General features: G+C 62.5%; 24 protein-coding genes and 1 tRNA gene. 10 read left to right on the forward strand and 15 right to left on the reverse strand.

Annotated elements, in window-relative coordinates; genetic code table 11:
- The first annotated feature begins 295 nt into the window (after positions 1–295).
- From AC1DFE_RS18735 to AC1DFE_RS18750, 4 genes are all read left to right on the forward strand, one after another.
- Positions 296–559, forward strand: a complete 264-nt coding sequence (locus tag AC1DFE_RS18735; protein ID WP_476907369.1) for a hypothetical protein — start codon at positions 296–298, stop codon at positions 557–559.
- Positions 540–881, forward strand: coding sequence for a hypothetical protein (locus tag AC1DFE_RS18740; protein ID WP_476907370.1), 342 nt, complete (start codon positions 540–542; stop codon positions 879–881). The genes AC1DFE_RS18735 and AC1DFE_RS18740 overlap by 20 nt, the downstream gene beginning before the upstream one ends.
- A gap of 207 nt (positions 882–1,088) precedes the next feature.
- Positions 1,089–2,339 (forward strand): DNA (cytosine-5-)-methyltransferase, encoded by a 1,251-nt coding sequence (dcm, locus tag AC1DFE_RS18745; RefSeq protein ID WP_476907371.1) that lies wholly within the window; start codon positions 1,089–1,091, stop codon positions 2,337–2,339.
- Positions 2,340–2,450: 111 nt separating this feature from the next.
- Complete coding sequence (locus AC1DFE_RS18750; protein ID WP_476907372.1) at positions 2,451–3,701, forward strand: type II restriction endonuclease; 1,251 nt, start codon at positions 2,451–2,453, stop codon at positions 3,699–3,701.
- Positions 3,702–3,844: 143 nt separating this feature from the next.
- On the opposite strand, the gene AC1DFE_RS18755 is transcribed toward AC1DFE_RS18750, so the two are convergent.
- From AC1DFE_RS18755 to AC1DFE_RS18825, 15 genes are all read right to left on the reverse strand, one after another.
- On the reverse strand, positions 3,845–4,645 hold the full coding sequence (locus AC1DFE_RS18755) for a DUF6339 family protein (RefSeq protein WP_476907373.1): 801 nt from the start codon (positions 4,643–4,645) through the stop codon (positions 3,845–3,847).
- Positions 4,642–5,502: a hypothetical protein gene (locus AC1DFE_RS18760; protein WP_476907374.1), complete on the reverse strand. Its 861-nt coding sequence runs from the start codon at positions 5,500–5,502 to the stop codon at positions 4,642–4,644. The genes AC1DFE_RS18755 and AC1DFE_RS18760 overlap by 4 nt, the downstream gene beginning before the upstream one ends.
- Positions 5,495–7,432: a hypothetical protein gene (locus AC1DFE_RS18765; RefSeq protein ID WP_476907375.1), complete on the reverse strand. Its 1,938-nt coding sequence runs from the start codon at positions 7,430–7,432 to the stop codon at positions 5,495–5,497. The genes AC1DFE_RS18760 and AC1DFE_RS18765 overlap by 8 nt, the downstream gene beginning before the upstream one ends.
- The gene (locus AC1DFE_RS18770) at positions 7,433–7,672 is read right to left on the reverse strand and encodes a hypothetical protein (protein ID WP_476907376.1); all 240 of its coding nucleotides are present in this window, start codon (positions 7,670–7,672) and stop codon (positions 7,433–7,435) included. It lies immediately after the preceding gene.
- A gap of 441 nt (positions 7,673–8,113) precedes the next feature.
- Positions 8,114–8,196, reverse strand: a tRNA-Leu gene (locus tag AC1DFE_RS18775).
- A 206-nt stretch (positions 8,197–8,402) separates the two neighbouring features.
- Positions 8,403–8,612, reverse strand: a complete 210-nt coding sequence (locus AC1DFE_RS18780) for a hypothetical protein (RefSeq protein WP_476907377.1) — start codon at positions 8,610–8,612, stop codon at positions 8,403–8,405.
- 105 nt (positions 8,613–8,717) lie between these two features.
- Entirely contained in the window at positions 8,718–9,851 is a 1,134-nt protein-coding gene (locus AC1DFE_RS18785) for a UPF0158 family protein (protein ID WP_476907378.1), read from the reverse strand.
- 359 nt (positions 9,852–10,210) lie between these two features.
- A complete protein-coding gene (locus AC1DFE_RS18790) occupies positions 10,211–10,498 on the reverse strand; it encodes a hypothetical protein (RefSeq protein ID WP_476907379.1) in 288 nt (95 codons plus the stop codon).
- Positions 10,495–10,719 (reverse strand): hypothetical protein, encoded by a 225-nt coding sequence (locus AC1DFE_RS18795; RefSeq protein WP_476907380.1) that lies wholly within the window; start codon positions 10,717–10,719, stop codon positions 10,495–10,497. Before AC1DFE_RS18795 ends, AC1DFE_RS18790 begins: the two co-directional genes overlap by 4 nt.
- 105 nt (positions 10,720–10,824) lie before the next feature.
- Positions 10,825–11,913: a hypothetical protein gene (locus AC1DFE_RS18800; protein WP_476907381.1), complete on the reverse strand. Its 1,089-nt coding sequence runs from the start codon at positions 11,911–11,913 to the stop codon at positions 10,825–10,827.
- A gap of 998 nt (positions 11,914–12,911) precedes the next feature.
- Positions 12,912–13,208: a hypothetical protein gene (locus tag AC1DFE_RS18805; protein ID WP_476907382.1), complete on the reverse strand. Its 297-nt coding sequence runs from the start codon at positions 13,206–13,208 to the stop codon at positions 12,912–12,914.
- Positions 13,209–13,228: 20 nt separating this feature from the next.
- Positions 13,229–13,861 carry a division plane positioning ATPase MipZ gene (locus AC1DFE_RS18810; protein ID WP_476907383.1) on the reverse strand — a complete coding sequence of 211 codons (633 nt, stop codon included), beginning with the start codon at positions 13,859–13,861 and terminating at the stop codon, positions 13,229–13,231.
- 1,164 nt (positions 13,862–15,025) lie between these two features.
- Positions 15,026–16,465 (reverse strand): hypothetical protein, encoded by a 1,440-nt coding sequence (locus AC1DFE_RS18815; RefSeq protein ID WP_476907384.1) that lies wholly within the window; start codon positions 16,463–16,465, stop codon positions 15,026–15,028.
- 541 nt (positions 16,466–17,006) lie between these two features.
- Positions 17,007–17,240 (reverse strand): SDR family oxidoreductase, encoded by a 234-nt coding sequence (locus tag AC1DFE_RS18820; RefSeq protein ID WP_377999998.1) that lies wholly within the window; start codon positions 17,238–17,240, stop codon positions 17,007–17,009.
- Positions 17,241–17,331: 91 nt separating this feature from the next.
- Positions 17,332–17,676: an ArsR/SmtB family transcription factor gene (locus tag AC1DFE_RS18825; RefSeq protein ID WP_476907385.1), complete on the reverse strand. Its 345-nt coding sequence runs from the start codon at positions 17,674–17,676 to the stop codon at positions 17,332–17,334.
- 281 nt (positions 17,677–17,957) lie between these two features.
- Here AC1DFE_RS18825 and AC1DFE_RS18830 point away from each other — a divergent pair, with 281 nt between their 5' ends.
- The 6 genes from AC1DFE_RS18830 (at position 17,958) to AC1DFE_RS18855 (ending at position 24,933) form a co-directional block, all read left to right on the forward strand.
- On the forward strand, positions 17,958–19,139 hold the full coding sequence (locus AC1DFE_RS18830; RefSeq protein ID WP_476907386.1) for a MinD/ParA family ATP-binding protein: 1,182 nt from the start codon (positions 17,958–17,960) through the stop codon (positions 19,137–19,139).
- Complete coding sequence (locus AC1DFE_RS18835; protein WP_476907387.1) at positions 19,136–19,495, forward strand: hypothetical protein; 360 nt, start codon at positions 19,136–19,138, stop codon at positions 19,493–19,495. Before AC1DFE_RS18830 ends, AC1DFE_RS18835 begins: the two co-directional genes overlap by 4 nt.
- A 59-nt stretch (positions 19,496–19,554) precedes the next feature.
- Positions 19,555–20,169 carry a hypothetical protein gene (locus tag AC1DFE_RS18840; RefSeq protein ID WP_476907388.1) on the forward strand — a complete coding sequence of 205 codons (615 nt, stop codon included), beginning with the start codon at positions 19,555–19,557 and terminating at the stop codon, positions 20,167–20,169.
- Between the two features lie 186 nt (positions 20,170–20,355).
- The gene (locus AC1DFE_RS18845) at positions 20,356–21,696 is read left to right on the forward strand and encodes a hypothetical protein (protein ID WP_476907389.1); all 1,341 of its coding nucleotides are present in this window, start codon (positions 20,356–20,358) and stop codon (positions 21,694–21,696) included.
- Between the two features lie 4 nt (positions 21,697–21,700).
- The gene (locus tag AC1DFE_RS18850; protein WP_476907390.1) at positions 21,701–23,320 is read left to right on the forward strand and encodes an SCO6880 family protein; all 1,620 of its coding nucleotides are present in this window, start codon (positions 21,701–21,703) and stop codon (positions 23,318–23,320) included.
- Positions 23,320–24,933 (forward strand): ATP/GTP-binding protein, encoded by a 1,614-nt coding sequence (locus tag AC1DFE_RS18855; RefSeq protein ID WP_476907391.1) that lies wholly within the window; start codon positions 23,320–23,322, stop codon positions 24,931–24,933. Before AC1DFE_RS18850 ends, AC1DFE_RS18855 begins: the two co-directional genes overlap by 1 nt.
- Position 24,934 lies beyond the last annotated feature (1 nt).

Below are 24,934 nucleotides of genomic sequence, written 5' to 3' on the forward strand. Positions count from 1 at the left end.
AGCCCTGCGGGCACAGCGCCGTGGGAAACCGGCCAGCAAAGCACGTGAGCAGGGTGGACGGGTTGTGCCTGTGGGGGGCAGGTGGAGCCCTCAGCACAGCTCAAAGCTGTCCCCATTTGGCGTGCAACCCGTTGGCTGTCAGACCCCTCCCCCATACTGAATCCCGGCGGTCGAGAGGCCGCCTTTTCCTGGCGTGTCTATTCGAATATATGTTCTAAGGTTGTGGTATGGGACCGGAGCAAGCCAGCGCGTTGCAGGCGCGGTATGCCCGGCGCGCGGGCCCCTTGGGCTGACGGTGGAAGAGCCCGACTTCGAGCACTTCCCGGTCAAAAACGGGTTCCCCGGGATCCCCGTGAAGGCGTGGATCCGGTTCCTGAACTGCGCCGAGCTGGTGGACGGCGAAGTGTTCGCCTGGACGGCAAAAGCGGCCGAAGTGGCATGGCAGGACGGTCCGGTGACTTACCGGACCTGCGCATGGAGCTCGGCGGTGACCCGCCGGGATGACTGGAACAAGAAGACTTTGGGAGAGCGGACAAACCGTGACAACAGCAGCAAGTGAAAACGCCCTCAACGTTCCGGTGGACGTGCGGTTCACCCGGGCAGGCATCCCCTTGGCCGTCCGCTATGACGGCCGGGTGTGGGCTGTGGCAGCGGAACCGGTCCACTGGTTCAGCCGGGACTCTTGGTGGGACACCCGGCGGACCGCCCCCGTGGGCGTCGGTAACATCGTGGACATCGAGCACTGGAGGGTCCAGGTACGCCTGGGCAGCTCGACATCCGCTCTCAGGACCTTCGAGCTGCGATTGGATCCGCTGACCACGCAGTGGGTCGTGGCCGGGATCAGCGACGACGGCGTCATCGACATGCCACTTGCGGGCTGACGACTACCGCCACCACTCCCCGGAAGGCCGCGTCCGTTCAGATCCGGACTGAGGCCCACTCGTTGGGGCTCCCGTGATTGGTCGTTAACGGGTTCCCTTCCCAGAAGCAAAGATCTACATCACCCGTGTAGGGGCGGTGCCCGGCGCGCCGTTCTGACTCTGGGTCAGATATACGACAGAATGTCGGGTGAACAACCCAGATAGGACATGATGGACAACGCAAACACGCTCCTCGCCCAGGCACGTGCCCGGTACACCCAACGACAGCTCGCCGAGCAGCTCAACGTCTCCGACCGCACCGTGGCGCGCTGGGAAAGCGGTGAGACGGCCTGCCCGACGATGCTCGCACCAGCGCTGAAGGAACTGCTGGGTCTGCGTACATCCGCGGGCGCGGATGACTTCAAGTTCATCGACCTCTTTGCCGGCATCGGCGGGATCCGGAAGGGCTTCGAGGCCCACGGCGGCCGCTGCGTCTTCACCAGCGAGTGGAACAAGTACGCCGAAAAAACTTACCTGACCAACTTCCCGGACGATCAGGAAGATACCCACACCTTCGTCGGGGACATCCAGCCCTTCCCCGCCGAGGACGTCCCGGACCATGACATTCTGTTGGGCGGTTTCCCCTGCCAGCCGTTTTCCATCGCCGGCGTGAGCAAGAAAAACTCCCTCGGGCGCCTGCACGGCTTCGAGGACGCCACCCAGGGCACCCTGTTTTTCGACGTGGCCCGGATCATCAATCAAAAGCGTCCGGCGGGGTTCATGCTCGAAAACGTCAAGAACCTCCGGTCCCATGACAAGGGACGGACCTTCGCTGTGATCATGGAGACCCTGCAGGAGGAACTCGGCTACGAGGTCCACACCAAGGTTATCGACGCGATCAACTTCACCCCCCAGCACCGGGAACGAATCATCATCGTCGGCTTCCGCGAACCCACCGACTTCAGCTGGGACGATCTGGAGATCCCGCCGGTCGGGCCCAAACTCCACACGATCCTGCACAGGACCGACGGCACCGAACCGGTCCTCGAATGGGACGGAGACCGGTTCTTTGACCACGACAACGCCGAAGTCCAGCCCAAATTCACCCTGACACCGAAACTATGGGCCTACCTGCAGGCCTACGCCGCCAAGCACAAGGCCGCCGGCAACGGCTTCGGCTTCGGGCTCGTCCACCCCATGGGAACCTCACGGACCCTCTCCGCCCGGTACTACAAGGACGGCTCCGAGATCCTCGTCGCCCAGGACGGGCTCCGGCCCCGCCGGCTCACACCCCGTGAATGCGCGCGCTTGATGGGCTATGACGACACCTTCAGGATCCCCGTCAGTGACACCCAGGCGTACAAGCAGTTCGGCAACAGTGTCGTCACACCCGTGATGAGCGAGATCGCCAGGATCATGACCCCGCACGTCCTCAAAATCATGAACCAGCCCGCCGCAGTGGAGTCCCTCTCCGCCTGACCGGCCCAGCGTGTGACGGCCGTGTCGTGGTGCCGGTCTGAAACGGCACCACGATACGGTCAATTCCGGTGTGCACACACTTCCGGTCGTTGACAGCTTTGGGGGAACAAAATGGATTTCGGTGACCTGGCCGACCACTTCGACGGCGTGGCCGCCAAGATCCTCAGCACGGTGGAAACCGTCGGGCGCAGTTCAAACCAGCACGAACTTGACGGCGTCAAAGCACTCCAGGGACTTTTCGGGCGCCCCACCGAGAAACTGCTCATTCCGACGCGCTTCCTGCTGGTGTCCGATGACACCGATGAGCCCGTCGCAGAAGACGGCACCCTGACCTTCTACGATGCCCGCCTGAACATCCCCAACCGCTCCGAATATCGCCTGTACTACCCGGCCGCGGTGGACGCAATGAAAAGGGCCCAGCCCGGCGACCTCGTGTTCATCGCCAAACAGAAAACAGGCGGCGCCCTTTTCATCGTCGCCCCATCCGGATCCAGCATCGCCGCCCAGCTGGACTGGCTCTTCGGCACAGACGTACTGGAACACCATGGCTTCTCCGTCCGCTCCGGTCTGGAAAGCGGACACGACAGTCTCGGCCTGACCGCCATGTACCTGCTGGACATGCTCGGCATCGCCATCGAACCAGCCAACGACGCATGGCTAGACCGGATCCTGGCAAAATTTGGTCCCCGGTTCCCCACCTCAGCCGAATTTGGTGCCTTTGCCCGTTCCACCCTCCCAGACCTTCATCCAGCCGACGATCCCGACAAGGTCCTGATGGCGTGGATGGAGCAGGAAGAAATACTCTTCAGGACCTTGGAACGACATCTCGCCACGGACACTTTGGATTCCCTCTACAGTGACGGACACGTGGACGTGGACCGCTTCATCGAGGTGTCCCTGTCCCTGCACAACCGGCGCAAAAGCCGCGCCGGAAAGGGGCTGGAGAACCAGCTCATCGCACTCTTCGACGCTTTGGATGTCCGACACACCTTCAACCCCGTGACAGAGAATCGGGCGCGGCCCGACTTCATCTTCCCGGGTATCACCGAATACCAGGACCCTCAGTTCCCGGCCCTCGATCTGACGATGCTGGGTGTCAAAACTACGTGCAAAGACCGATGGCGGCAGGTCCTCAGCGAAGCAAAACGCATCGAGGACAAGCATCTCCTGACGCTGGAAAGCCCCATCAGCCCAGCCCAAACCGACGAGATGAAAGACCACAGGATCCAACTCGTCATCCCCCGGTCCCTGCACGAACCGTACAAAGCGGAACAGCAGCAATGGCTGATGAGTGTGGACGAGTTTATTGGATTAGCCAAAGAACGTGATCGGCAAGGGCCGAGGCAGCCAGCGCTCCTCTAAAAGGCCGTTCTGGCGGCAGTTGTCCATACATATGCCCTCGGTCAGTCCGGTGAAGTGAGCGTTCGTTCATTACGAGGCTTCTATTGATCCACTCGTGGCGGCCACCCTGCCCGGCACCAGTGGAATACGCGGCACCGTTGCCGCTAAACGGATACTTTCGCCGGGGCAGAAATGGCCGATTCATCCAGCCTGGAGCTGATTTCCTCAAGCATCGTGTGGAGTCCAGGTCGATTGAGGGCGGCCAGTTCGCGGTAGCCGGTGACTAGGACGACTTCTTTCATGAGCTCGCGCACGTACCCCTCCTTCAGATAGGCGGGGTCCTTGCCGAGGTGTTCGAGGATGGCGAATCTCAGCTCCGGGACCATGCCCATGTCGCGGTCGAAGAGAGCTAGGAAGCGGTCTTCCTTGGATAGAGCCATTCGGAGATAGGCATAAGGGTCCTGCTCTTCGCGGGATAGTGGACGGGCCATGGTTGGGTCATGGGTGAGCTTGGCAGCCCACCAAAGGCGGGCGATGCCATGCCGCACCAACTGTGAACGGCTGCCGGTTCTCATGATCCAACGGCTCTCCGCGGTGCCCCGCCATGACTGGTCGTCCAGAGCCCAGCGGTTTGAGGTGTAGTCGAAGAAGGCCCTGCACCCGAGGTAGGTCCAGAGACGGTAGTCGGAGGCTTCGACCGGCTTCATGTCCCCCAAGTACTCGAATACCTTGATCGCGTTTTCCGCCTCAAGTCCGGGGAGGAGATTCCCTCCCCGTTGTTCGTACGCGAGTTCCGGGAGGCTGTTGCCGAAATTCCACTCCAGTTGCAAGGTCTCCTCTTTGGTCTCGTGGAAGTCCCGGATGGAGGCTAGGAACTCTCCAGGGTTGGCTGCGGAGGTCAAGCTCCGGGCCAAACGAGCAACCCCGGTCTCGGTGCAGACCGTCAGCATTCCGGTAACGCTCATGCTTGATCGTCCTGGTCCATGTCCTCTGTCTCCTTTTTGATTGCCCTGCCCACAGGGTCTTCAAGAATTGCCTGCGCCTGCTCTAGGACCGATTTGTCCTCAGCCCGCAGGTCCTTGATCCGCTGACTCAGGGAAAGGTGCCATGCCGTGTCCTCGACGAGGCCGTTCTCCCCGACCTCCTTCATATACTCCAGCGTCCCCATGAGAGCAGGCATCATGACCGAAGCCACCTGAAATTCTGGCCGGCCACCGAGTGCTACGAAGTCTTGGAAGGCCTCCGAGGCGATCCAGACGACGACATGTTCTGAGTCTCCGAAGTCGAGCTCGATCCCGGACGAAAGTGTCGGCGCGTCCTTGAACACGAAACAGGCTTCAAGAGGCGGCTGCATGGGGTCGTATAGTTTCCGAGCTTGGACGGTGATGATGCCGCCGACGGCAAGAACGCTGCCCTCCCGCACCCGGAAGGTGGCATCGGCATAGTCTCGGTTCTGCCTTCCCAAGCAATAAAACGGGATATCGGTTGCTGCCAGGATCTGGAGCTGGAACTCCACTCGGCCGTCGAGGTCGTCCTGAGGGAGACTGACGAGGTATCTTTTGGACCTCTCCAAGGACTGGATCAACCTGGGCTTAAGGAAACCGAGGCCGAACGTTTCCGCACACTTCCACCGCACAACTAGTTCGGCCGTGCCTGCCTGAAGGTGGCTGGAGAGGTCCTCATCGGTGAGTTCGACTTCGAATTCGAGGTCCATCCTCTCGGTGAGGCTGTTCATCCTCGGGTTAATGAGCCGGAAGACCGACGCTACGTCATCGCTGTCGTCCAAGACAGGATGGGGGTAGGATCCCCTAGTTCTAGCCATTCTTCACTCCAAGCCTGTACTGTGCACCGTGTCCGAGCTTCACCCGGATGCGCAGCTGCTCGTCCTTTTGCAGCACGATGTCCTCTAATGTGGATTCCCGAGCAGACACCGGGATCAGCCCGTCGTCCGTCTTCGCCGCGGCCTCCTCAATCGCGACCTTGAAGTCTTCGCGGTTGGCCGCTCCCATGGCCATCAACTCGAGGTCGCCGGTCACGTCCTCCAAGGCCGTGAGGACGATGGTGCTGTAGCCGTCGAGTCCGTCGGCGAAGCTCCTGAATTTCACAGACCTTGCCGGGATGCGGCTGCGGCCGTCCCCGGTGGATGCCGGCGCGGTGTCGCCGCCGCTGCCGCCCTGGCCGGAACCTGTCGCGCTGCCGCCCGTACCACCGCCTTGGGTGGGGTCGTTGCGGCTGGGCGCTCCGCCGGCTGCCCCGTTATCCTCGCCTTCAGGGCTACCTTGCCGGACAACGGGCAAGCTGACAGCTCCTTGGGTTCGCCAATCCAAGGGCCCGTACTTCTCAGGCCTGCCCAACCGGACGGGTGTTTCTTTCTCCACGCCGGCCTGCTGGGATCGTCGTGAACCCGTTCCTTTGGCCCCGTCAGTAGAGGTTCCGAGGTCGATGGGCAGGAACTTAGCGAGTCCCCTGATGGTGGCCGTCTGTCCCAGCTTCTGAGGGATGATGCGCTGGAGCTCTTCCCTAATGAAGCGCTTGATTTCGTCAACCGCCGGCTTGTTGGACCGGGGCCCTTGGTGGTTCCACTTGTCGTGCGTGGGCGGTTCGATGTCACGGAGGAGCTCGTTGCCCTTCTCGTCCTCGCAAATGAAGACGGCAGCATAAGGAACATGGATGGCATGGGGAAGGGGCTGGACCTTCATCAGAGGCTTGCGCATGACAAGCGTCCCAAGCTTTTTGTCCAAGGTCTCGTCCACGTGCACGAAGAGCTGGCATTCGCCGGTGTGCCTGAGCGTCTTGATGACGGGAGTTGACTCGGTGATTGCACGGAAAAAGGGGCGGGTTGTGCGCACCAGTTCCTCATCGCTGTCAATGGTGGGTCCGAGGGTCTCCCGATCGAGGGTCCATTCTCCACTCTCGGAGCGACCCTTCACGATGAGCCGTCCGCGGTGGATGGCCACCAGGAAGTTCTCCACGGCGGCGCGCTTGACGTCTACCAAACCTGCGGACCTGCCCGCCTCGCGGTAATCGAAGATATACACGTCCGTGCCGTTCTCAGTCCGGGCCGGAAAGTCGCCGAGAGGCTCAGGGTTGCGCAGGTACTCGAAGTCATCGTCACGGCTAAGCAGGGTGAAATACCCGGTACCGAGCCGCCATTCCCCGTCGCCATCCACGAAACTCGCGAGACGACTCATGGCCGCGTAGACGACGTCAGGATCACCCTCCCGCTTGGAGACGTAAGCGACCGTCCGCATGCGCGATGCGAGAGGACCTACAGCGGAACCAATCCCGAAGGACCCTCCGCGATCGCCATCGTTGGAGGAAGCACCGGTGCTCCGGGTCAAGGTGCTCAAGGGACGGTGAGGGTCGTTCTTAGACTCGCTTCCCGTCAGCCCCTTGGTGCCGGAGTCCCCCACACGCAGCACTGGGACAATCTCCTGGCGTGCTGCCCCAAGGGCGTCCGACAAGTACTTCTTCCCCTGCAGGTCCTGGCTCGCTTCCAAAGCCTGGGCGGCGGCGACGCGCAATCCAGCGATGCCGGGAATTTCGTCGGTCCTCATCTCCCGGAGATCGAACTCGACAATGACCGTCTCTTGAGACTCGGAGCGGGCATCCATCGAGTTTTGAATGATTTCCCTCGTCAGAGACTGCTCAAGATCCTTATTAGTGAAGTACTCCCCCGACGGGTCGTTCGGCCCTTGGTAGCCTGCCCTGCCAGCCAGCTCAAAGTAGAAGCCGTAGTCGTCCACTGCCATTTAGAACTCGATCCTCCGCCGACTGGCGGTACTGCCCAAAAACTTGGCCTTACAGTCCTTCAGTTCGGCATCGATGGTGGCAAACATCTTCTGCACCTCTTCACGGCTGTACTCGTAGTTGTTGGGATTGGAGAGGTTGCCCAGAAGGCCTATTTCACGGATAACCCTGTCACCACGCGAAGCTGCTAGACGTCGGAACCGCTGGTTCTTAGTCTCCTTGCCGGACATATTTTCTTCCATGCTCAGAATCGTCGCATATCTGAGGTAAGAAGTCTACATATGCGATATCTAGTGTAAAAACGAGCGTGTACAAGGCAGGTGAGGCCAGACACCCGGCATTGGGATACTCGGCCGGGACCAGCATTGCGGGGTGCCTTGCCTAGATTCCAGCTACTTTTAGCTCATGCCGGCAGGCACGCAACGTTAAAATGTGCCCTATCGCCACTCCCCTATTTGCCGGCCATCCACACGTGCCGGAACACAGTACCGCCATCGGCGTCCAACGGAGTCAATAGGCAGGTGAGAAATGGTCGCTATTGATTTGTCCAGATGACCATGCGCACGGCATGGACAGTCCTCGTAAAGTTCACCATTAGTGTGCCCCGCGGCGACCAGTCTAAAAAACGAAAAACCCCAGTCCGAGGACCGGGGTGTCGTCGGTGTTCCGAGACATCACATGCGTGCGCGAAGGGGGACTTGAACCCCCACCCCCTTTCGAGGACTAGCACCTCAAGCTAGCGCGTCTGCCATTCCGCCACCCGCGCAAGTAGTCGTTCGGGTCCGGCCTACGCTTCAGCGTCTCGCTTTTCCCGAAGCAGCGACAAAGACCTTAGCATGAAGTTTCCGCAGATTCGCGAGTTTGTCGTGTACGGCCCACACGAAACCCAAGCCGAACAAAGCGAGCCTCGATTCAGCCGGGCCGCGTAGGGCTGCGTTGGTTTCCGGTCTGGAACCGGGGAGCCACGGACAGCTACTCTGCTGTTTCAAGCACGGCCAGTACCTGCCGTGCGGCGTCCAGATGCTCCAGCGCCAGGCCGACAGCTTTTTGGGCGGTGCCGTGCCTCTGTTCCGCGTCTCTGGCCAGCGTCAGTCGGTCATCTTCCAACAGCTCGTTGAGCTGGTCCTGGACGTCCAGAAGCAGCCGGTAAAGCTCATCGGTGGTGGCTCTCTCAATGTTCACATGCCTAACCTCTCACTTTCAGGCATCCAGGCGCGTCCGCCGCCTCCACAGGGGACCATCTACGAGATGCCCATGACGAGTTCGGCCTTGACCCGGGCCAGCGCGTCACCCCACGCGGATGCCATTGTCAGCGAGGAACTCGCGGAGGCGGCCGATCTGACGGTCCGTGGAGAAGGCGTACCACTGTTCGCTGAGGTTCGCGTCGTGGACGAGTTCGCGGAACCGGCCGAAGGCTCCTTTGCCTTCGATCGCCCGTTCCAGCCGCGCTCGGAGGGCCTCGTCATGCTGCCGCTCCGCGAAAGCCGACATGTCTTGCCAGCCGTCCCGGGAACCGGCGTGGTCGAGCCTGAGCCAACGGTCAGGTTCCTCCTCCACGTCAATCGCGGCACTCTCCCCGACGATGCTGGGGTCAGCGGCGCTGTCGTCGTACACCTGCCCGGTGCGCAGGTCGAGGTAGCCACCGCTCGACAGGTCCGGATCCCCTTCCAACACGATGCTGAGCATGTCCAGGTCCACCGGCACCACGTGGCCGGTCAGCGGCACGCGGCGCAACCCTGCCAGCAGGTCCTCCGCCAGCACCCCATCGCCAGCGCCGCCGCGCCACGTCAGCCGGTTAACGACTGACAGCGCCACCGGCTCTGCTTCCTGAGGCCGCTGCTCCAGCGCCATCGGTATGCCCGCCGCCACCTGTTGGAGAACATCATCGATGTCGCATCCCGTCACCGCAGCCAGGAAACGGGCCGCATCTTCCGCCGCGATGGCTTCACGCAGCTCGGACAGGTCGAGCCCCGGCACCTGCACCCGTGCGGGCCACGAGTGCCGCAGCATAGGGTGCGGCCGGCCCGGTCTCCCCGGCGCCCGGCTCTCCCCATCGTCGGTAGCCCACCGGCGCCCGTACTGATCCGGAATGCCGCCCCAGCCCCAATACGGCAGAGGAACATCCGGACGGATACCCAAGACCTCCACCGGGTCGACCTTCACCTCGCCAACCACGCATCGGTGCACCCAGGCGTCACCGAGGTCGAACGTGAACTGAAACTCAGCCCCCGGCTCCACCGTCCGGGCCACCTTGGCAGCAGCGAAGTCGAGTGGTGCGATGATCGGACCCCTGACCGAGCCGGCCATCTCGGCTCCCGTCTCTTCATCAGTAATCACCCGGCCATCGGCCAGGGTGAACATTGACAGGTGCGAGCGGTCCCACCGGGCGAAGGCATCGTTGATGGCATTAGCGAGGTCCACGAAGGTGTGCGACGGTCCAACCGCGAAAACACGCCCGGGCCATGGCCACAGCTCCTCACCACGACCACCAAGCAGCTCCACCGTCACCGACAACCAAGTTCGTGCCATACCCCCAAGGATGGCACGCCCCGTAGCGGCGCATAGGACACATCACTTCAAGGCTCGCCCATAGTGACCGGTAAGTCATCCCAACCTGCTCCGGACTCATTGCCTCTAATCCTCCGCGCCTGCCCACACGCCCCGGGAGTCCCGGGAGACCTATGCAGTCAACAAGATCTCTTGGCTTCATCCGGGCACGGTCGGTACACCTTTGGCGTAAGCAACTCGATCGTGGGGAAACACCCCCCGGGCGCCTCGAGTCAGTCGATGCGCTTCTGGAACGAGACCATGACCAGGGCCGAAGCGATGTAGCGCGTGACCTGGACGTTCTCATGACCAATGATTCCGACAGGCCTACGCTCAGTGAATGGCACGGGCGTGACGCTGTGGGATGCAGGCTCTGCTGTCCATAACTGGTCGCCGGCCTCCTCGAACACGGTCACCAGGTCTTTGAGGTTCTTGTCCAGGCGCTGGGCGAGCTGCCTGACCGACTCCTCGACGGTCGGCTGCGGCTCACTGACCACGTACACGGTTTCAATTCGACTCATTTGCTCTTCTTCCCCAGTAGCCGGGGACGCCTGATGCCGAACAGGCCTCCCAGATACACCAGCACCGACCAGCTCACCAAGCCGGTGACAAAGGAAGCTGCTGCGTCACCCACGAGGAACACATTTGCCCGTGTCACCGCATTCCCGAGCGCCTGAACGGTAAGGACCAGGTAGATCCCCGCGCACGCCCAACCCGACAGTGCCAGGATCAGGCCGATCATCGCTCTTCTCATTACCTGCCCTTGCCGTTTTCTGGAGCGGTTCTGACAAGCCCATGGCGGGCGTTTCGCCCGCCTGGCAGGGCGGCTCAGCGAAAACCGGCCGCTCTACCGGTTTGGCCCCTCCCCCGGCTTCCCGGCTGGACCGCCGCGGCGGGACCGGGATTCAGCCACGGCAGTGCGCGCTTCGGCGGCCTCGGTTCGGAGCTGGTCCATCTGGCGCTCGTACAGGGTACGGAGGTCATCGACGCGCTGGTTCCCGTGGTCGCGTTCGCGATCGGCGTCGGCCCGGGCAGCGTCGCGCTCGGCGGTGAGCGCGGCCACGGATCCGCGCAGCTCGGCTGTCGCCTCGCGGGCGCCCTCGAGATCGCCACGGGCCGCCTCGAGCTGACCCCTGACGGCCTCGAGCTGGGCGCGAACTTCCCCTGCTTCTGCTTCGGCGCGATGGGCCCGCTCCGCTTCGGCCGCCGCGCGGCTCTCCGCGCCGGTCTTTTCCCGTTCCGTGGCCTCGGCCCGGGCATTGGCGGCATCCCTTTCCTGCTCCGTGCGGGCGAGCTGGTCGCGGGCGGCCTCGAGGCTGGCGCGCAGCTCCCCCGCGGCTGCTGCTGCCTGTGCCCGGTCCTGCTCGGCGGCCATGCGGGCCTGGGCAAGTTCCTCTTCCAAGGCCTCCCCCGCATTTCGGGCAGCAAGTAGCTCATCCTGGAGGCCAGCCAGGCTCCCGGTCAGCTCTTCGACCTGTTGGGTCGCCTCCGCCGCGGCGGCGTCGGCCTCGTCCTTTTCGACCTCCGCACGTCGCTGGGCCTGCTCCGCGCGCGTGGCACGGGCCGCCGCAGCGGCGATCTTCTCGGCGGCCTCGGTCGAAATCGACTCGATCTGTGCTTCTGCCGCGTCCGGATCCCCCACCGTGCGCAGCTCCTCGACGAGTGACGCCAGCTGCTGGCCCAGATGCTCGATCATGCCTGCAACCTGGCCCCCGATCTCGCTGGCGCGCTGACGCGCAGCATCAACCGGCCTCGTCTCCTCGGCCCGCTCCTGATGCTCCCCTTGCCGCTGGCGCGCCCGCCACGCGGCGGCACGGTTATGCCTAGGGTCATCGCAATACTCAGGCGGCCGCCCCGTCCCCGCCTCACCGGCCATCGCCGGGCGCCGGCAGCCAGGAAACCGGCAGACGCGCTCCTCGGTTTGTTGCTCACTCATAGCGCCACCCTAACACAAGACGTAACTTAACGAAATACGAAAGACGAAATAGGGACACAATCTCTGTGCGCCTCATTTGTTTGTCGTTTCCAAAGACGTCTGCACGGATGTTCATACTCGCTTGCACAACGGGTCGGCGCAGGCTTTGGTCACCATCGGGCCGCGCCGTCAGCCAGCCGCCGGCATGGCGCGTTCTTGCACGCCGGGAAGTCCCCGACCGATACGGGCCCGGGTTCCCCGGTCTGTGCATTAGTCGGGCGCCATCGTCGAGGCCATGTGGGAGGGTCAGGCCTGGGCCGCTCCAGTCAAAGTGGTCTGGACATCCCGTGCCGCGCCCGCCGTGTTTCAGGGCATTGGTTAGACACTTCTGCATGATCCGGAGATTGCCACCTCTTGCCCTGTGGAGTGTTCCACCGGCGTCCCGCACTCGCCGTCATGGATCTTCAAGCTGCCCTGCTGCATACTCTCGATCAGCGCTTCGGTGTCACCACCTTCGTGCGATCCCACACGGCATCCGGCATCGACAGCGTGTCGGACTCGATGCGCACAGATTCGGTGTCCCACCCCGTTCCCTCCTTCTCGTGCAGAGGAGTTCGAACAAGGGCGACATTAGTGCGGAGGACCTCCCGGATAGGGAGCTCAAGACAGACCCGTTAGAACTGTGCCCCAGTAGGTGGGGTCTGCTGCGTGTGGCGCGGCTCAGAACCGGTGACGCCGCGCACTTCCCGGTCAGGGGCTTGGAATCTGGACAAGGCTGAATTACTGGTTGCTTGCAACCGCGAACACGGGAACCCGGTCCGCGCCCAGCCAAGGACGTGGTCATGAGCTGGCCGACGGCACACGCGAGCCTGCTGCAGTTCCGCCGGCCCAGCCAGCTTCGCACCCGCACCGCGATTGGGCTCCGGAAAAACTAATATCCAATTGCTATCAGCTTGCTATCAACCTGGAACGGCCGTGGGCCTAATTCGTTCTGCCCTCGCCTTCAGACCGGGCAATTTTCACTCATAGCCTTCGCGCACGCGCTCGAGCCCAATCCTCAAAGCCCTCAACGCCATTGGGTGCTTTTTTCGCCCTTCCAAGCTCGCCACCTCGGCAAGCAGATCAACCAATTCACGATCTTCGTCGAACCGTAGCAACATCGTCCGCGGATTGCTCTTATCTCTGGCATCTCCTAGCTGCGGGGTTACGCTGGGACGTGCCAAGGCCGCCTTCGCCACACTAACCGCCGGCGGGGCCAACAACGGCTCTGCGCCATTGCCAAACGCCTCAATGGCTTCCTCCCGTGCCCTGTCCACGGAGCGCTTTCTGATCGCCACTAGTCCATCAGCTCCGCTACCAGCCCGCGAATCTCTCCGGCCGCCTTAGGATTCTTCCACTCGACAACACCGAGCCCCTCCCCCACGACATCGCGGTACGCCTTCCGCTCGTACAACACGGTCCTGAGTGGCTCAATGCTCGGGAAGTCGGAAAGGTATTCACGGGCATCCGCACTCTCGGACTCAAAGGCGTTCGTCGATACCCTGGTAAGTGCCCCGCGAACACGCAACTCCGGGTTGAAATCCCTAGCCGTTTCTATCAGCCGGTCCACCGTTTCTAGGGTGTCCAGGTCGAACTGGCTGGACTGAGTAAGAACGAGTAGCTGATGTGCGGCCGTCATGGCGGTACGCATTTCCTTGCTGTCCTTGCCGGCCACGTCAACCAACACCACGTCATAACTGTCGTTAAGCTCTCGCAGGGTTTCGTGAAGGCTGCCGAGCTTCTCGACAACGAAGATGCGCGGCTGATGCCCTGCCTCTTCTCGGTCCCCCGCCCATCGCGCCGTAGACCGTTGTCGATCGCCGTCCACCACGGCAACACGAAGTCCACGCTTCGCAAGTTCTACGGCGGCATTGGTAACGACAGTAGACTTGCCGACTCCGCCCTTTTCGCTTCCAACAACAATGATCATGACTGTCACTCTAGGGGAGCTATCAATATTAAAGCGCTAGCGACACGCTACTGATTTGATATCACTTGCAAAGAGCTAGTGAATTGGTATCAAAATACTGCGGGTTGGCCAACCAGCTTCCCGGACTAGGACTAGCAGTGCTAGCGATCTGATATCACTATCAAACTGCTATCAGATGAGGAGAGTGCTGCGCTTGAGGTTTTATCCCAACGCGATCAAAGCTTCCGCTCTGATGGTTGCCGGTCAAGGGAAGTGTCCGATCACTAGCAATGTGCTACTAGTTTGATATCACTTTCAATTTCAAACTGGTATCAAAGTGATATCAAGCTGTGAGCTATCGACCCAACTTTGCGATTGCGCGAATGCGGCCCTCAATCTGAGGCTACGAAGTCTCTCCGCCTGTGGTCGGGCAAAATGCTATCAACTAACTAGCATAGCGCTACTGATTTGAAACCAATTTCAAACCAGTAGCAAATTGCTACCATACGCGACCAGGCTTTTAGGGGCTGGCAGCAATCTGAGATGGAGCTCCTCTGTGAGTGATGACCTCAACATCCCGAAAACCTATGGGCGACCCTAACGGTAACCGCCCGAGAGACTTACTGATCTAAACCTGCAAATCCATAGAAGGTGACCAACGAGGAGAGTTTCGAAGCGTTCTCCTGTAGACCACCAAATTGGATCGGCAGCAGTCAAGCCATCCTCATCGCGGCTTCTACCGAACATCACTAGCAATACGCTATTAATTTGATATCACTTACAGGACGCAATTAGAACGTGGAGTGCAAGCCAGCCCAGCTATCTGCGCCTTCGGTACGCGGTCCCAATACGCGGGCCGCCCTCCGTGACATCACTCGCTCTTTCGAGAGGCTTATATCTAAGGAATAAGTGCCCGCCCGAACTTGCCCAAAGCATTCGACAACTTTCTGCGATCATGATGCCGTCGACGGCATGTTGAGCAGCCGCGCCGGCGAGGAGCCCGGCGTCAAGCCATGAGGACGGCCCGCGGCCGGCGAACTCCGCGAGTTCCGCCAGGCTGGCGACGGGTGTTTCCTGCGCCGTCCGGGCTCGTACCAGGCCAACGGAACCAGGCTCGTAGAGGGCCGCCGGAAGGTCACGTTCCCGTTAATTCGACACCGAAGGGGCTCGGCTTCCCTAGCCTTCCTACGCAGCCGCCCACAATGGGTAATCGTCTTCGGTAGGTGGCAGCCAATATTCGTCCCTCTCGGCGTCGTACATATCTTCCTCGGTGATGGATTCTGGCGTTAGGTGCCGGTCGAGCCATGCGTGCCATGCGGCGCGTTCTTTACGGTTCCTGCTGATTTGGGCTTGGACGTCATCCATGACGCCCAAGCGGATGGCGAGGCGTGTGAGGCTGGTGGCTGCGTTGATTTTCCATTGCCGGCCGTCTCGGTGGATCATGCCGAGGCTTGCCATCTCTGCCAGTGCGTTGTCTATGGCGTTGCGGCTGATGCCTGTGGCACGGATGATTTCGGCTGTGGTGGGGGAGTGCCGGCCGCGTTCGATGGCCTCGTAGGCAAGTGCTGCGGGATCTCCGAGGGTGCGAAACACGGGCCGTATCCCGTGGATTTTGCCCTTTCGCCAAGTCAGTTCGCGTGCGAGCTGTTGGAAGTGTTCGGGCAGTTGGATCATATAGACGTCCGCGGCTTTGTGCCTGGCGTCTTCTGTTTTGGTGAGGATGCCATCTGAGTTTGCGGCGAGAATCGGCAGGAGCCGGGCCACCGTTGCGTGGTGTTTACCGACGGCTACGGCCAGAGTGCGGCACCCTACGTCCAGGACATTCGTCTTCTTGGCCCTCATGTAGCTCAGTAATGCGCGAAGTAGGAGGCGAAGGCTGTGGCCTTCTCGCCCTCGGTCTTTGAGTCGTTGGTCCAGGACCGAGTAGAGGACATTTTCCAGATCGTTCACCAGTTGGTGGATGGCTGCGTTGCTGGGGTTGGGTGCCCCCCCTGTGGGTTTAGTAGGGCTTGTGTCGTTAATAAGTGCATGTCTTTCCCCTTGTTTTCCGAGGTCCCGTTCTTTTACGTAGTCGGTGGCTTTTTCCCACTCTTTGGGTAGGAGCCTGTGCTGCTTGGTGGGGGTGCCGTAGAGGGCCGCCAGTCCAGTGAACTGTCCGGTGAGCTCGTGCTCGACCTGTGACAGAGTCCAGCCGGAGCCCACGAAATGGTTCAGGACGGCAAGGCGTGCTTCGGAAGGGGAGGGGTAGCGGTTCGCGTCGAACAGGCCGGTCTGGGCTATCCTGCGCAGCGGTGATTCAGTCCCGGCCAGGAGGGGCACAGCGGCCGGGGCCGGGCTGGGGAGTGCAGCAGCCCTGCGGAGCCGGTCTTTGAGTTCCTGGCGCCGGTGCAGTTCTGGTGCGAGTTTTCTGCGCAGCGTCTCTATTGCGGCGGCCGGGTTCCGGTGCCGCAGGATCTCGTACGCGGCCGACAATGGGGTGACTAGGACTTGGTGGCCGCCGGACTTGTGTGGAGAACCGGGGACACGGATGCAGCCGTCACCGAGGTTTTGATGGGGCCCCGGGTCGAGGCTGGGAGCCCGAAGCGTCATGGCTTCAACGAGTTCCCGCGCAGCTGCCCCATCCATACGCTGCCTTAGCGGTACGTACAGGTGAACACCGCCGCTAGGGGAGAAGTCCTGAACGAATCGCAGGCCGCATTCGGCCAATAGGCTTCCCAAGCTGGCGGCGTCGGAGTCAACTACGTGCTTGGCGGCCTTGGAAGTATCCAGGTCCAGGCACAGGGTCGCCACGGAACCATCGGGGCCGTGGACCATGACCGCTGCGGGCGCATCCGGAAGAGCGTCCGTAATCCGCGGGGGAATATCTGGCCGCGGATACCCAAACCGCTGGCCACGCCAGCGGCCAACCCGGTACAGGGGTTGACCGGCGATCAGCGGAGCCAGTTTCCACGCCTGCTTGGGCGTGGAATGACACGAAAAACGCGGCCGCGCCTTTGTTGACGCGGATGTGTAGAGCTGTACCATAGACAGCAGTTAGTCCTCTCCGGAGGGTACGAAAAAATCCACCCACTGGGTGGGTGTTTTGAAAAGTTCAGATCGCGTCCCGCCAAGAACTGGATCTGAACTACATACTTTGGAAGGCCCGCCTAGTGCGGGCCTTCTTCCTTTAAGATGCTTGCGGTATGGGCAGCGCTCCTTGGTTCTTGAGCATCCAGGAGGGCAGTCCGACGGTGGGAATGTCCGGCTGGATGTGGTCGATGATGGCCTCCAGCACGACCGCGCTGGATACGCCAGCCCGCTTTGCCAAATCGTCGATTACGTCCTTGCGCGGTTCTTCGATTGCCCAGCCAAGACGGACGGGATTGACCCGTGTACCTTTGGGAAGTCTGCGAGCTGCCATGAGACCCACTTAACTATGTATGTGTGTGTGAGCTTGGGAGTGACACGCCCAACGGTGCGCAGTTTAAGCATGCGCTTCCAGCTGGCGGGAGTTAGTCCACGAGTTTCAGGGCGCGTCCAAGCGCTTTATAGTGCTTGGTGAGCTCTTCGCGTACCACTGAGTACCTGACTCTCTTACCGACCCGGTCTTCAACGCGAAGACCTCTTGGTGGATCAGCGGTGACGGCTCCGGCATCTGCCAATTGATAGAGGTGCGCTTTAACGGTAGGCCGCCCCAAGCCGGTCCCTTCCGCGACTTCAGCGGATGTCGCCGGACCATGCTCAGCAAGGAAGCCGAGGACGGCAATCTTTGCGTGATTGCCACCGAACGCGTCAATGGCTGCCTCCAGAGAGGCGGGCACACTGGGTCGGACGTAGCGGGGCATGGGTTCTATCATGCCCCAACTTCTTGACGGTGATCATACCTAAACCATAGTGCATAGTTAAAGTACGCGCTATCCTAAAGACGGTTTCTATTGACTCATTCCGTCACTGGCATGTGAAGCCCGCCACGAACACGTGACTTGACATGCAAAAGCGTGACAAGTCGGGGAGAATCGCCCCTTGGTCCAGTCGATGGATTCCTGTCGGTGCCTTTTGGTACCGCTGGAGGAGAGGTGTTTGTAAGGTGCGGGGCTCGTTTGAGTCCTGTTGGGATCTAGGAAGGCGGGATCTTTCGATGACTGAGGTGAATTTTCCGGGCGCGCGGCGTTCGGGCATGTATGTAGAAACGGAGGAGCGGCCGGAGCCGGCTCCGGCCACTGATGAGGCTTTTGAAGAGCCCGCGGATCCGTTCGTTGAACCGGCTTACGCCGGCGACGCCCAGGCGGTCCGGGAGGTCCGGGAGGTCAGGTCGGGCACTGCCCTTGCTGTGCCTGCAAAGGCGCCGGCTCTGGTCACGGAACAGGATTCTGAGGCTGATGAGGAGGAGCCGGCGGTACCTGCAAGGGAAGGCTTTCGGGGTTTCGTGAACCGGGTGTCGGGCGGGTTGCTGAAACTTAGGCCGTCCCAGGCTGAAGCTGCTGCACGCCTTCTGGTCGTGGACCAGGGCCGCTTTGAGGCTTTGATCCGGCAGTCGAGCTGGACCCGGGCCGTGGGTCTGTTGGTGGCCAACAAGAAAGGCACTGCTGGGAAGACGCCGCTCTCGATCCTGCTGGGCGGGGTTCTTGCCGCGATTCGTGGCGGGTCGGTGGCCATCCTGGAAACGTCCGATGACAAGGGACAGTTGGCCTACCGCGCCGAGGGGGACCCGCAGTTGGGCATGGGGGAGTTGGTCGCGAACATCTCCGGTGTCCGTACCCAGTCCCAGTTGCGCGGCTACACGGTAACGCAGACAAGCTTTGCCTCAGTGATTGGTTCCACGCCCCAGTGGCGTCCGCCGTTGACGCGCGAGAACGTGCTGGATGTGGCCTCGATCGTGGACGAGCACTTCACGATCCGTGTGATGGATACGGGCAACCAGTACAGCTCCGGCCCATTCGGGGCCGCGGTGGATGTCACCGATGTGCTGGTAATCCCGACGATGCTTGCTCAGGACGCCGTCTCAGAGGCGCTGGAGCTGCTCGAGTTTCTGGAACACCAGGGCCGGGACGCGGCGCGGCTGGCACGGACGGCCATCGTGGTGATGATGTCCGACGGGCGCCCGGAGTTCAAACCCTCGCGGCTGAAGAAGCAGTTCATGGACAAGGGCATCGCTGAGGATCACATCTACGCCGTCCCCTACGACGCCCATGTGGCTGAGCGCGGTGCGCTCACGCTCAACAAGCTGGCCCCGGCCACCCGCCAGGCATTGACGGCCATCGCCGCCGGTGTCGTCGCCCAAACGAACCAGAACGTCTTCGCAAAGGATCAGAACCGATGAGCGTCATTCTTTCAGCCCTCGTAGAGCTCTCAACGCACGTTGACCCTTCCACCGTCGTGCAGGCCGGTCCGGCGCCGATGATCGCTAACCCCTTCCCCGGCATCCCCGACTTCACCTCGCTGGGTGGGAAGTTCACGGAGTGGTGGCAGAAACTGTTCGCTGCCGCCTGGGGCATAGCCATCATCGTGGCGGGCCTCTACCTCGTCATCGGTTTGACCGCCATGGCGAAAGCAGACTCGAACAATCCGCATGCCCATGCAGAGGGCAAGAAGAAAGCTGTGGGGGCGGGTATCGGTCTGGGTTGCTTGGCCGGGTTTGGGGTCATCGCCGGGGCGATCCTCGCGGTGGCGGGCTGATGGTGCGCCGGAGCCCCGCCGCCGGCGGCGGCCGCGGGCTCCCGCGCTGGGCATGGATCGTGACCGGCCTCGTCGTCGTGCTCGCCCTGGTCGGCGGCGTGAGCGCCTGGTACCAAGGGAACCCACGAAGGGGCGAAAGTGCCGCTACCAGTTCTGCACCGACCGCTACTGGGGCGGCAGCGGTGCCGAATGGCTGCCTGGCAGGTCCTTTGAACGACGCTGCCGGCCTGTTGCAGGCCCAGAAGAATGCCCCGCACAACCAGGCCGGGGCTGTGGGCTTCGGCGCCGCAGTCCTCCGCTGGGCGGCACAATATCCCCGCTCCAGCCCTAAGGACGCGGCCATCGTTGCGCAATCCATCCTCGCTAGTGGCGCCACGGGAACAATTGCTGATTTAGCGGCAAACAGCGCAGCGCCAAAGAGTTACCCGGGTGTGACGTCAGCTTCCTTAAATCTGGCTGACGGCCGGTACATCTTCGAGGAGACGACGCCAAGCGCGGCGCAGGTAACGGTCGGCGGCGCAGAAGTTGTCAATGGAAAGCCGACTGGCCGGAAGTTCGGCTCGACACTAACGCTGGTTTGGGAATCCGGAGCGTGGAAAGTCAAGAGCGACGGAACCGCGCGGAGCCTTGATGAGCTTTTCGCCACTGGTTCTGCGTTCGCAGGAGGGTGCTAATCAATGTTGATGTTGGTTCCCATGGAGGACAGCCCGGATCCCGGCGTTCTAGGAGGATTGGTCAAAGGTGCCGCCAAAGTAATAGCCGCAACAAAGCCTGCTGCGGATGCCGTTGGCGGGGTCGTGAGTTTTGCTTCTGATCCGTTGAGGGCGATTTTCACGGCGACTCGTGATGGTGCCCGTGGGTTGGCGAATGATTTGTTGCCGGCGTTGTCCAAGGCCACCGAGCCGGATCTGTCGGTGGACTGGTTCATCAAGGCGTATGCGATCAGTTTCGCGCTGGCGATTGTGGTGTGGGGTTTCCTGTTGCTGTTCCAGTTCATCGCGGTTGCCCGGGGTGCCCTGGCCGGTCAGGAGTTCGTTGAGGTTTTGACGACGAAGACGGCGTTGTTTTTTGGGGGCGCCCTGTTTGGGCCGTTGATCGGTGTGATGTTGGTGAAGGCGCTGGGGGGTTTGTCGGAGAGCCTGATTTCCTGGGGGATTGTTTCCTCGTCGGAGCGGATGCTCTCCACGATGGACTCGATGCTGAAGACTGACGCGGCAGCGTTCCCTGGCGGGGTGATCGTGGGTATCGGGTTGATGGTCTGCATGATCGTTGGCCTGTTCGTGGTGGTGATCATGCTGGCCGTGATGCTGGTGACCTTGTATTTTTCCGGGGTTATGGCACCGCTGGGCATGGTCTGGTTCACCTCGGCCAGGCACGGTTCCTTCGGCCGGAAAATCCCGTTGCTCTGGTTGGGGATTCTCGCCTGCCATCCGCTGCTGTTTTTCATGCTGGGTATCGCGTACAACATGATTGCCGCGTCCGCGTCCTGGATGAAGTGGAGCGACGGGCTGGGAACGCTGATGAACATCATCGCATCCTTTATCGCGTTGATGATCGCCGGCCTGGCCCCGATGATGCTGATGAAGTTCGCCCCGGTCATCCCCGCGGGAGCCGGCGGCCAGCACGGCCCCTCCCTGACTCCACCCCAGAAGGAATACGGGCCGCAGACCATGCGGGACGTGAAAGACATGAACCGGGCAGACCCTGCCAGTGGTGACCCCGGAACGCCGGGCCCGGGTTCCCAGACTGCTGGTTCGCAGGGTGCTGGTTCCCAAGGCTCGGGTGCAGCGTCCCAGGATCCGGGGGATGGGTCGCTGGTCCGTAAACTCCGCGAGCTGAACGGCGGCTCCCAGGCCGATGCTGCAGCCAGCCCTGACAGCGCACCTCTGGCGCCCAAGATGCCCATCGGGGGCGGCCCGAAGGCCGGTGCCGCAGCTGGTGCGGAAGCCGGAGCCGGTGCTTCGGCGGCCGGCGCCGGTAGTGCCGCCGGTTGTGCGGAAGCGATGGCTGTGGCGGGTGCCGCCGAGTCCTCGACCGGTGTTGGTGCGGCGATCGGCATTCCTACCCTGCTGGCCGCGGGTGCGATGGCAGCGGCGGAGAAGGCCAAGGACGTGGGCGAGACAGCGGCCCGGCTGGGAGCGGCAGGCGGCGAGTACGCGGCCGGGGGCATGGACGACGAAACGGAACGGTACGGGGGATAGACGGATGGCGATACGGTTCATTGGCGGGGAATCGGGGCACCGGAGCTTCTTCGGCGGTATCAAGTCCACCTCCCAGCTGATCGGTTTGGGCGGGTGCTTGGTTGTCGGCTTTTTCGGCATGATGTTCACGGGCTGGCCCGGACTGGTCGCCGGCGTGCTCTCCGGAGTGGTCGTCTACCTCCTCACCGCCTCGACGCACCGGGGCTCCTACTGGGAGCGGCGGAAGCGGCGCCTCCGGTGGAAGGAACGCCGAAAGTGCGGAACTGACCGGTTCATCCCCTACAGCACGGCCGCGTGGGACGAGGCCACCGCCCTGGCCGACCTCGCTACGTCCAGCGCGGAGAAGGCACGGATCATGGCAGCTGTCCGGTCACGTCCGGACGGGGCAGACGGGATGGGCTGGCTGGACGCCCGCACCGGCAAACCGGGGATCGCCTGGCACGCACCGGTCGGAGAGCAGCCGTACCTGTCGGTCGCGTTCGAGGTCTCCGGGCAGCTGCGCGGAGCAGAGTCCGCCCGGAGGCAGGAGCAGGCGCAGGCCGGTTTCGGGGCTTTGCTGTCAGGGTTCGCGCCGGCGTCCAAACTGGTCAGCGGGATACAGTCCATCACCCGCGTGCTGCCGCCGGACCTGGCCCTGAACGAGGCCTGGGTCCAGGACCACCTGGCGGCCGACGCGAACCCTGCAGCCGTCCGCTCCTACCAGGAGGTGCTGGAGCGCACCGGCCGGGACACCTTCGTCCAAAGGCACCTGATCGTGGGCCGCTGGCCGCTGACCCCGGACTTCTACGCCACCGCCGCCCGCTACGGTACCGGACGGGACGGGTGGCGGCTGTTGATGGCCGCGGAGATCTCCTCCCTGGCCCGGTCCCTGCGCGCGGCCAAGTTGGGTAAGGTGCGGCCGCTGACTGCACGAGCCGTCGTGGCCATGATGCTGCACCAGCAGAACCCTTCCCGCCCGCCCCTGATGGTCGCCGGGGTCCGGGCCGACCGGATGGGACTGCCGTCCCGGGACGAGTGGAACTCCACCTGGGTCACCGGCACCGACCCGATCACCGGCGCCGAGGTCGTGTGGGGGCACCGGACGGCGATGATCAGCGCCGAGAACATGGAAACGGGGGAGCGGACCCCGTACTGGCTGCTGTCCCTGCTGCACAACGCCGGGTCCGGGGCGCGGACGCTCAGCTTCCAGCTTGAGACCGTCCCGGCCGACCAGGCACGGCTGCTGGCCTCCAAGGACGTCGTGCGGGACATGGCCGCGGTGATCTCCAAACAGAAGAAAGGCCAGCTGGTCGATCCGGCCACGGACGTGAACCTGGCCTCGGCCCGTGCACGGGGCGCGGACCTGATGCCCGGCACCGGCCAGCACGGGGTGAACTGGGTCGGGTTCATCACCATTTCCGCCCGCACCCAGGCCGGGCTAACCGACGCCGCACGGCGGCTGGAAGAGTCGGCCGCGACCGCTGCCGGCATCGGCAAGCTCGAATGGCTGGACACCTACCAGTCCGCTGCGTCCGGGACCACATGGCCGATCTACCGCGGTACGAAACCGGCAACACCAACCCTCGGCGCCAGGATGATGGACCAGCTGGCAGGACGCGGCGAAAAAGAAGAGAAGGTCGCCTGATGGACACCACAGAACAACTCACCGACAACCGCAGTGTCGAGGAACTCGCCAACAAGGTCATCACCGAACCTGTGATCACGAAACCGGGTGAGGATCGTTTTCCGCTGATTCCGGAGGCAGAGCAGACGGTGACCGCTACGGACACGAAAACGAAGGGTTCGTGGATTCGGCGGGTTCCGTTGTTGAGGGTGTTCGCCGCCCCGGAGATCGAACCGGTGCTGACGTTGGAGTCGGGGGAGTGGCCGCCGTACGCGGAGCAGGGCATCCGGCTGCGGGTCCGGGAACGGGCGGCACGGAACGGGTTCTACGCCCCGGCCTTTCAGGGCGCCCCGACGACCACCCGTCAGGCGGAGATCCTGAACACGGCGCTGATCGCTGCCCCGACCGGGGTGGAGGGTGTCGCGGCCGGCCGGGACGTGCTGTCCCAGACGGCGATCAGCAAAGACCCGATCACCGATTACAACTCCACCCCCAGGCGGATCACCTCCACCAACGTCCTGGTCGTCGGCGACGTCGGGGCGGGCAAGTCCGCCTACACCAAAACGGTGTACGTCATGCGGCCGCTGATCCTGCGCCAACGCCGGGCCGTGGTTTTCGACAAGAAGAACGAAAAAGGCGAGGGCGAGTACTCGCCCATCGTCCGGGAGTTCAACGGCGACCACATCAAATTCGCCATGGACGGGACCGGGGTTGTTTTCAACATCCTGGACCCCGCCATTTCCGGGGTGAACGATGACGGACTGAACAACCAGCTCGTGTACCTGAACACCATCCCGGCACTCATGCGCGACGGCCACGGACCCGACGAATGGGAACGCAAAGCCCTCCGCCTCGCCTACCGGACCATGATCAAGAACTTCGAGGGGACCCGCACGCCCACGACGGCGGACCTGCACGACCTGCTCGGCGTCATCGACCCCAAGGACCCCAGCCTGCACGGCATGAGCAACGCCACCCTGGAACAGTTGCACCGGTCCGGGATCGCCATGCGGTTCTGCTTCAACGAACTGCTCGAAACCTACGGGGCGATCTTCGACGGCGAAACCTCCGCCCGTGTCCGGCTGAACCGGAAACTGACCTCGTTCGACATCTCCCAGCTGCCCGACACCGGCCCGGCCATTCCCATGGTCATGGGCCTGGCGAACCTGTGGCTGCTCGGCACCGTGCGCCGCCCCGAAAACCGGGGCATCCGCACCAACGTGATCAACGAAGAAGCCGGCCACATCCTTAGCGGCCCGCTGGCGTTGCAGCAGCGGTCGAACATTAAGCTCTCCCGCGGCCTGGGCCTGTCCAACATCTACAACATCCACAAGGGCGCCACCGACGTGCCCGCCGGGTCCCCGGGCATGGCCGTCATCGAAGAAGCCCAGACCGTGCACATCTTCCGGCAGGACAAACCCGAAGCGGCGCAGTGGTGCGTCAGGACGTTCGGGCTCAACCCCGACTCGGCCAACGACATCATGGTCCTGCGCAACGGCCACCACCTCCTCAAATCCGGTGCCGACGTCCCCGAGATCGAGATCGAGCACGTCCGCTCCGCCTGGGAAGTGGCCATGACCGACACCGACTCGGCACTGCGCGACACCGACTCCGCCTACGCCGAAGTCGCCTAAA

Source organism: Arthrobacter sp. 05T423 (genome assembly GCF_056396245.1).

Bases quoted from the DNA above. Each gene is read 5' to 3' on its own strand.
- dcm (WP_476907371.1), top strand. From the start codon at position 1,089: ATGATGGACAACGCAAACACGCTCCTCGCCCAGGCACGTGCCCGGTAC.
- AC1DFE_RS18750 (WP_476907372.1), top strand. From the start codon at position 2,451: ATGGATTTCGGTGACCTGGCCGACCACTTCGACGGCGTGGCCGCCAAG.
- AC1DFE_RS18755 (WP_476907373.1), bottom strand. From the start codon at position 4,645: ATGAGCGTTACCGGAATGCTGACGGTCTGCACCGAGACCGGGGTTGCT.
- AC1DFE_RS18760 (WP_476907374.1), bottom strand. From the start codon at position 5,502: ATGGCTAGAACTAGGGGATCCTACCCCCATCCTGTCTTGGACGACAGC.
- AC1DFE_RS18765 (WP_476907375.1), bottom strand. From the start codon at position 7,432: ATGGCAGTGGACGACTACGGCTTCTACTTTGAGCTGGCTGGCAGGGCA.
- AC1DFE_RS18770 (WP_476907376.1), bottom strand. From the start codon at position 7,672: ATGGAAGAAAATATGTCCGGCAAGGAGACTAAGAACCAGCGGTTCCGA.
- AC1DFE_RS18790 (WP_476907379.1), bottom strand. From the start codon at position 10,498: ATGAGTCGAATTGAAACCGTGTACGTGGTCAGTGAGCCGCAGCCGACC.
- AC1DFE_RS18795 (WP_476907380.1), bottom strand. From the start codon at position 10,719: ATGATCGGCCTGATCCTGGCACTGTCGGGTTGGGCGTGCGCGGGGATC.
- AC1DFE_RS18800 (WP_476907381.1), bottom strand. From the start codon at position 11,913: ATGAGTGAGCAACAAACCGAGGAGCGCGTCTGCCGGTTTCCTGGCTGC.
- AC1DFE_RS18810 (WP_476907383.1), bottom strand. From the start codon at position 13,861: ATGATCATTGTTGTTGGAAGCGAAAAGGGCGGAGTCGGCAAGTCTACT.
- AC1DFE_RS18815 (WP_476907384.1), bottom strand. From the start codon at position 16,465: ATGGATGGGGCAGCTGCGCGGGAACTCGTTGAAGCCATGACGCTTCGG.
- AC1DFE_RS18820 (WP_377999998.1), bottom strand. From the start codon at position 17,240: ATGGCAGCTCGCAGACTTCCCAAAGGTACACGGGTCAATCCCGTCCGT.
- AC1DFE_RS18825 (WP_476907385.1), bottom strand. From the start codon at position 17,676: ATGATAGAACCCATGCCCCGCTACGTCCGACCCAGTGTGCCCGCCTCT.
- AC1DFE_RS18830 (WP_476907386.1), top strand. From the start codon at position 17,958: ATGACTGAGGTGAATTTTCCGGGCGCGCGGCGTTCGGGCATGTATGTA.
- AC1DFE_RS18835 (WP_476907387.1), top strand. From the start codon at position 19,136: ATGAGCGTCATTCTTTCAGCCCTCGTAGAGCTCTCAACGCACGTTGAC.
- AC1DFE_RS18850 (WP_476907390.1), top strand. From the start codon at position 21,701: ATGGCGATACGGTTCATTGGCGGGGAATCGGGGCACCGGAGCTTCTTC.
- AC1DFE_RS18855 (WP_476907391.1), top strand. From the start codon at position 23,320: ATGGACACCACAGAACAACTCACCGACAACCGCAGTGTCGAGGAACTC.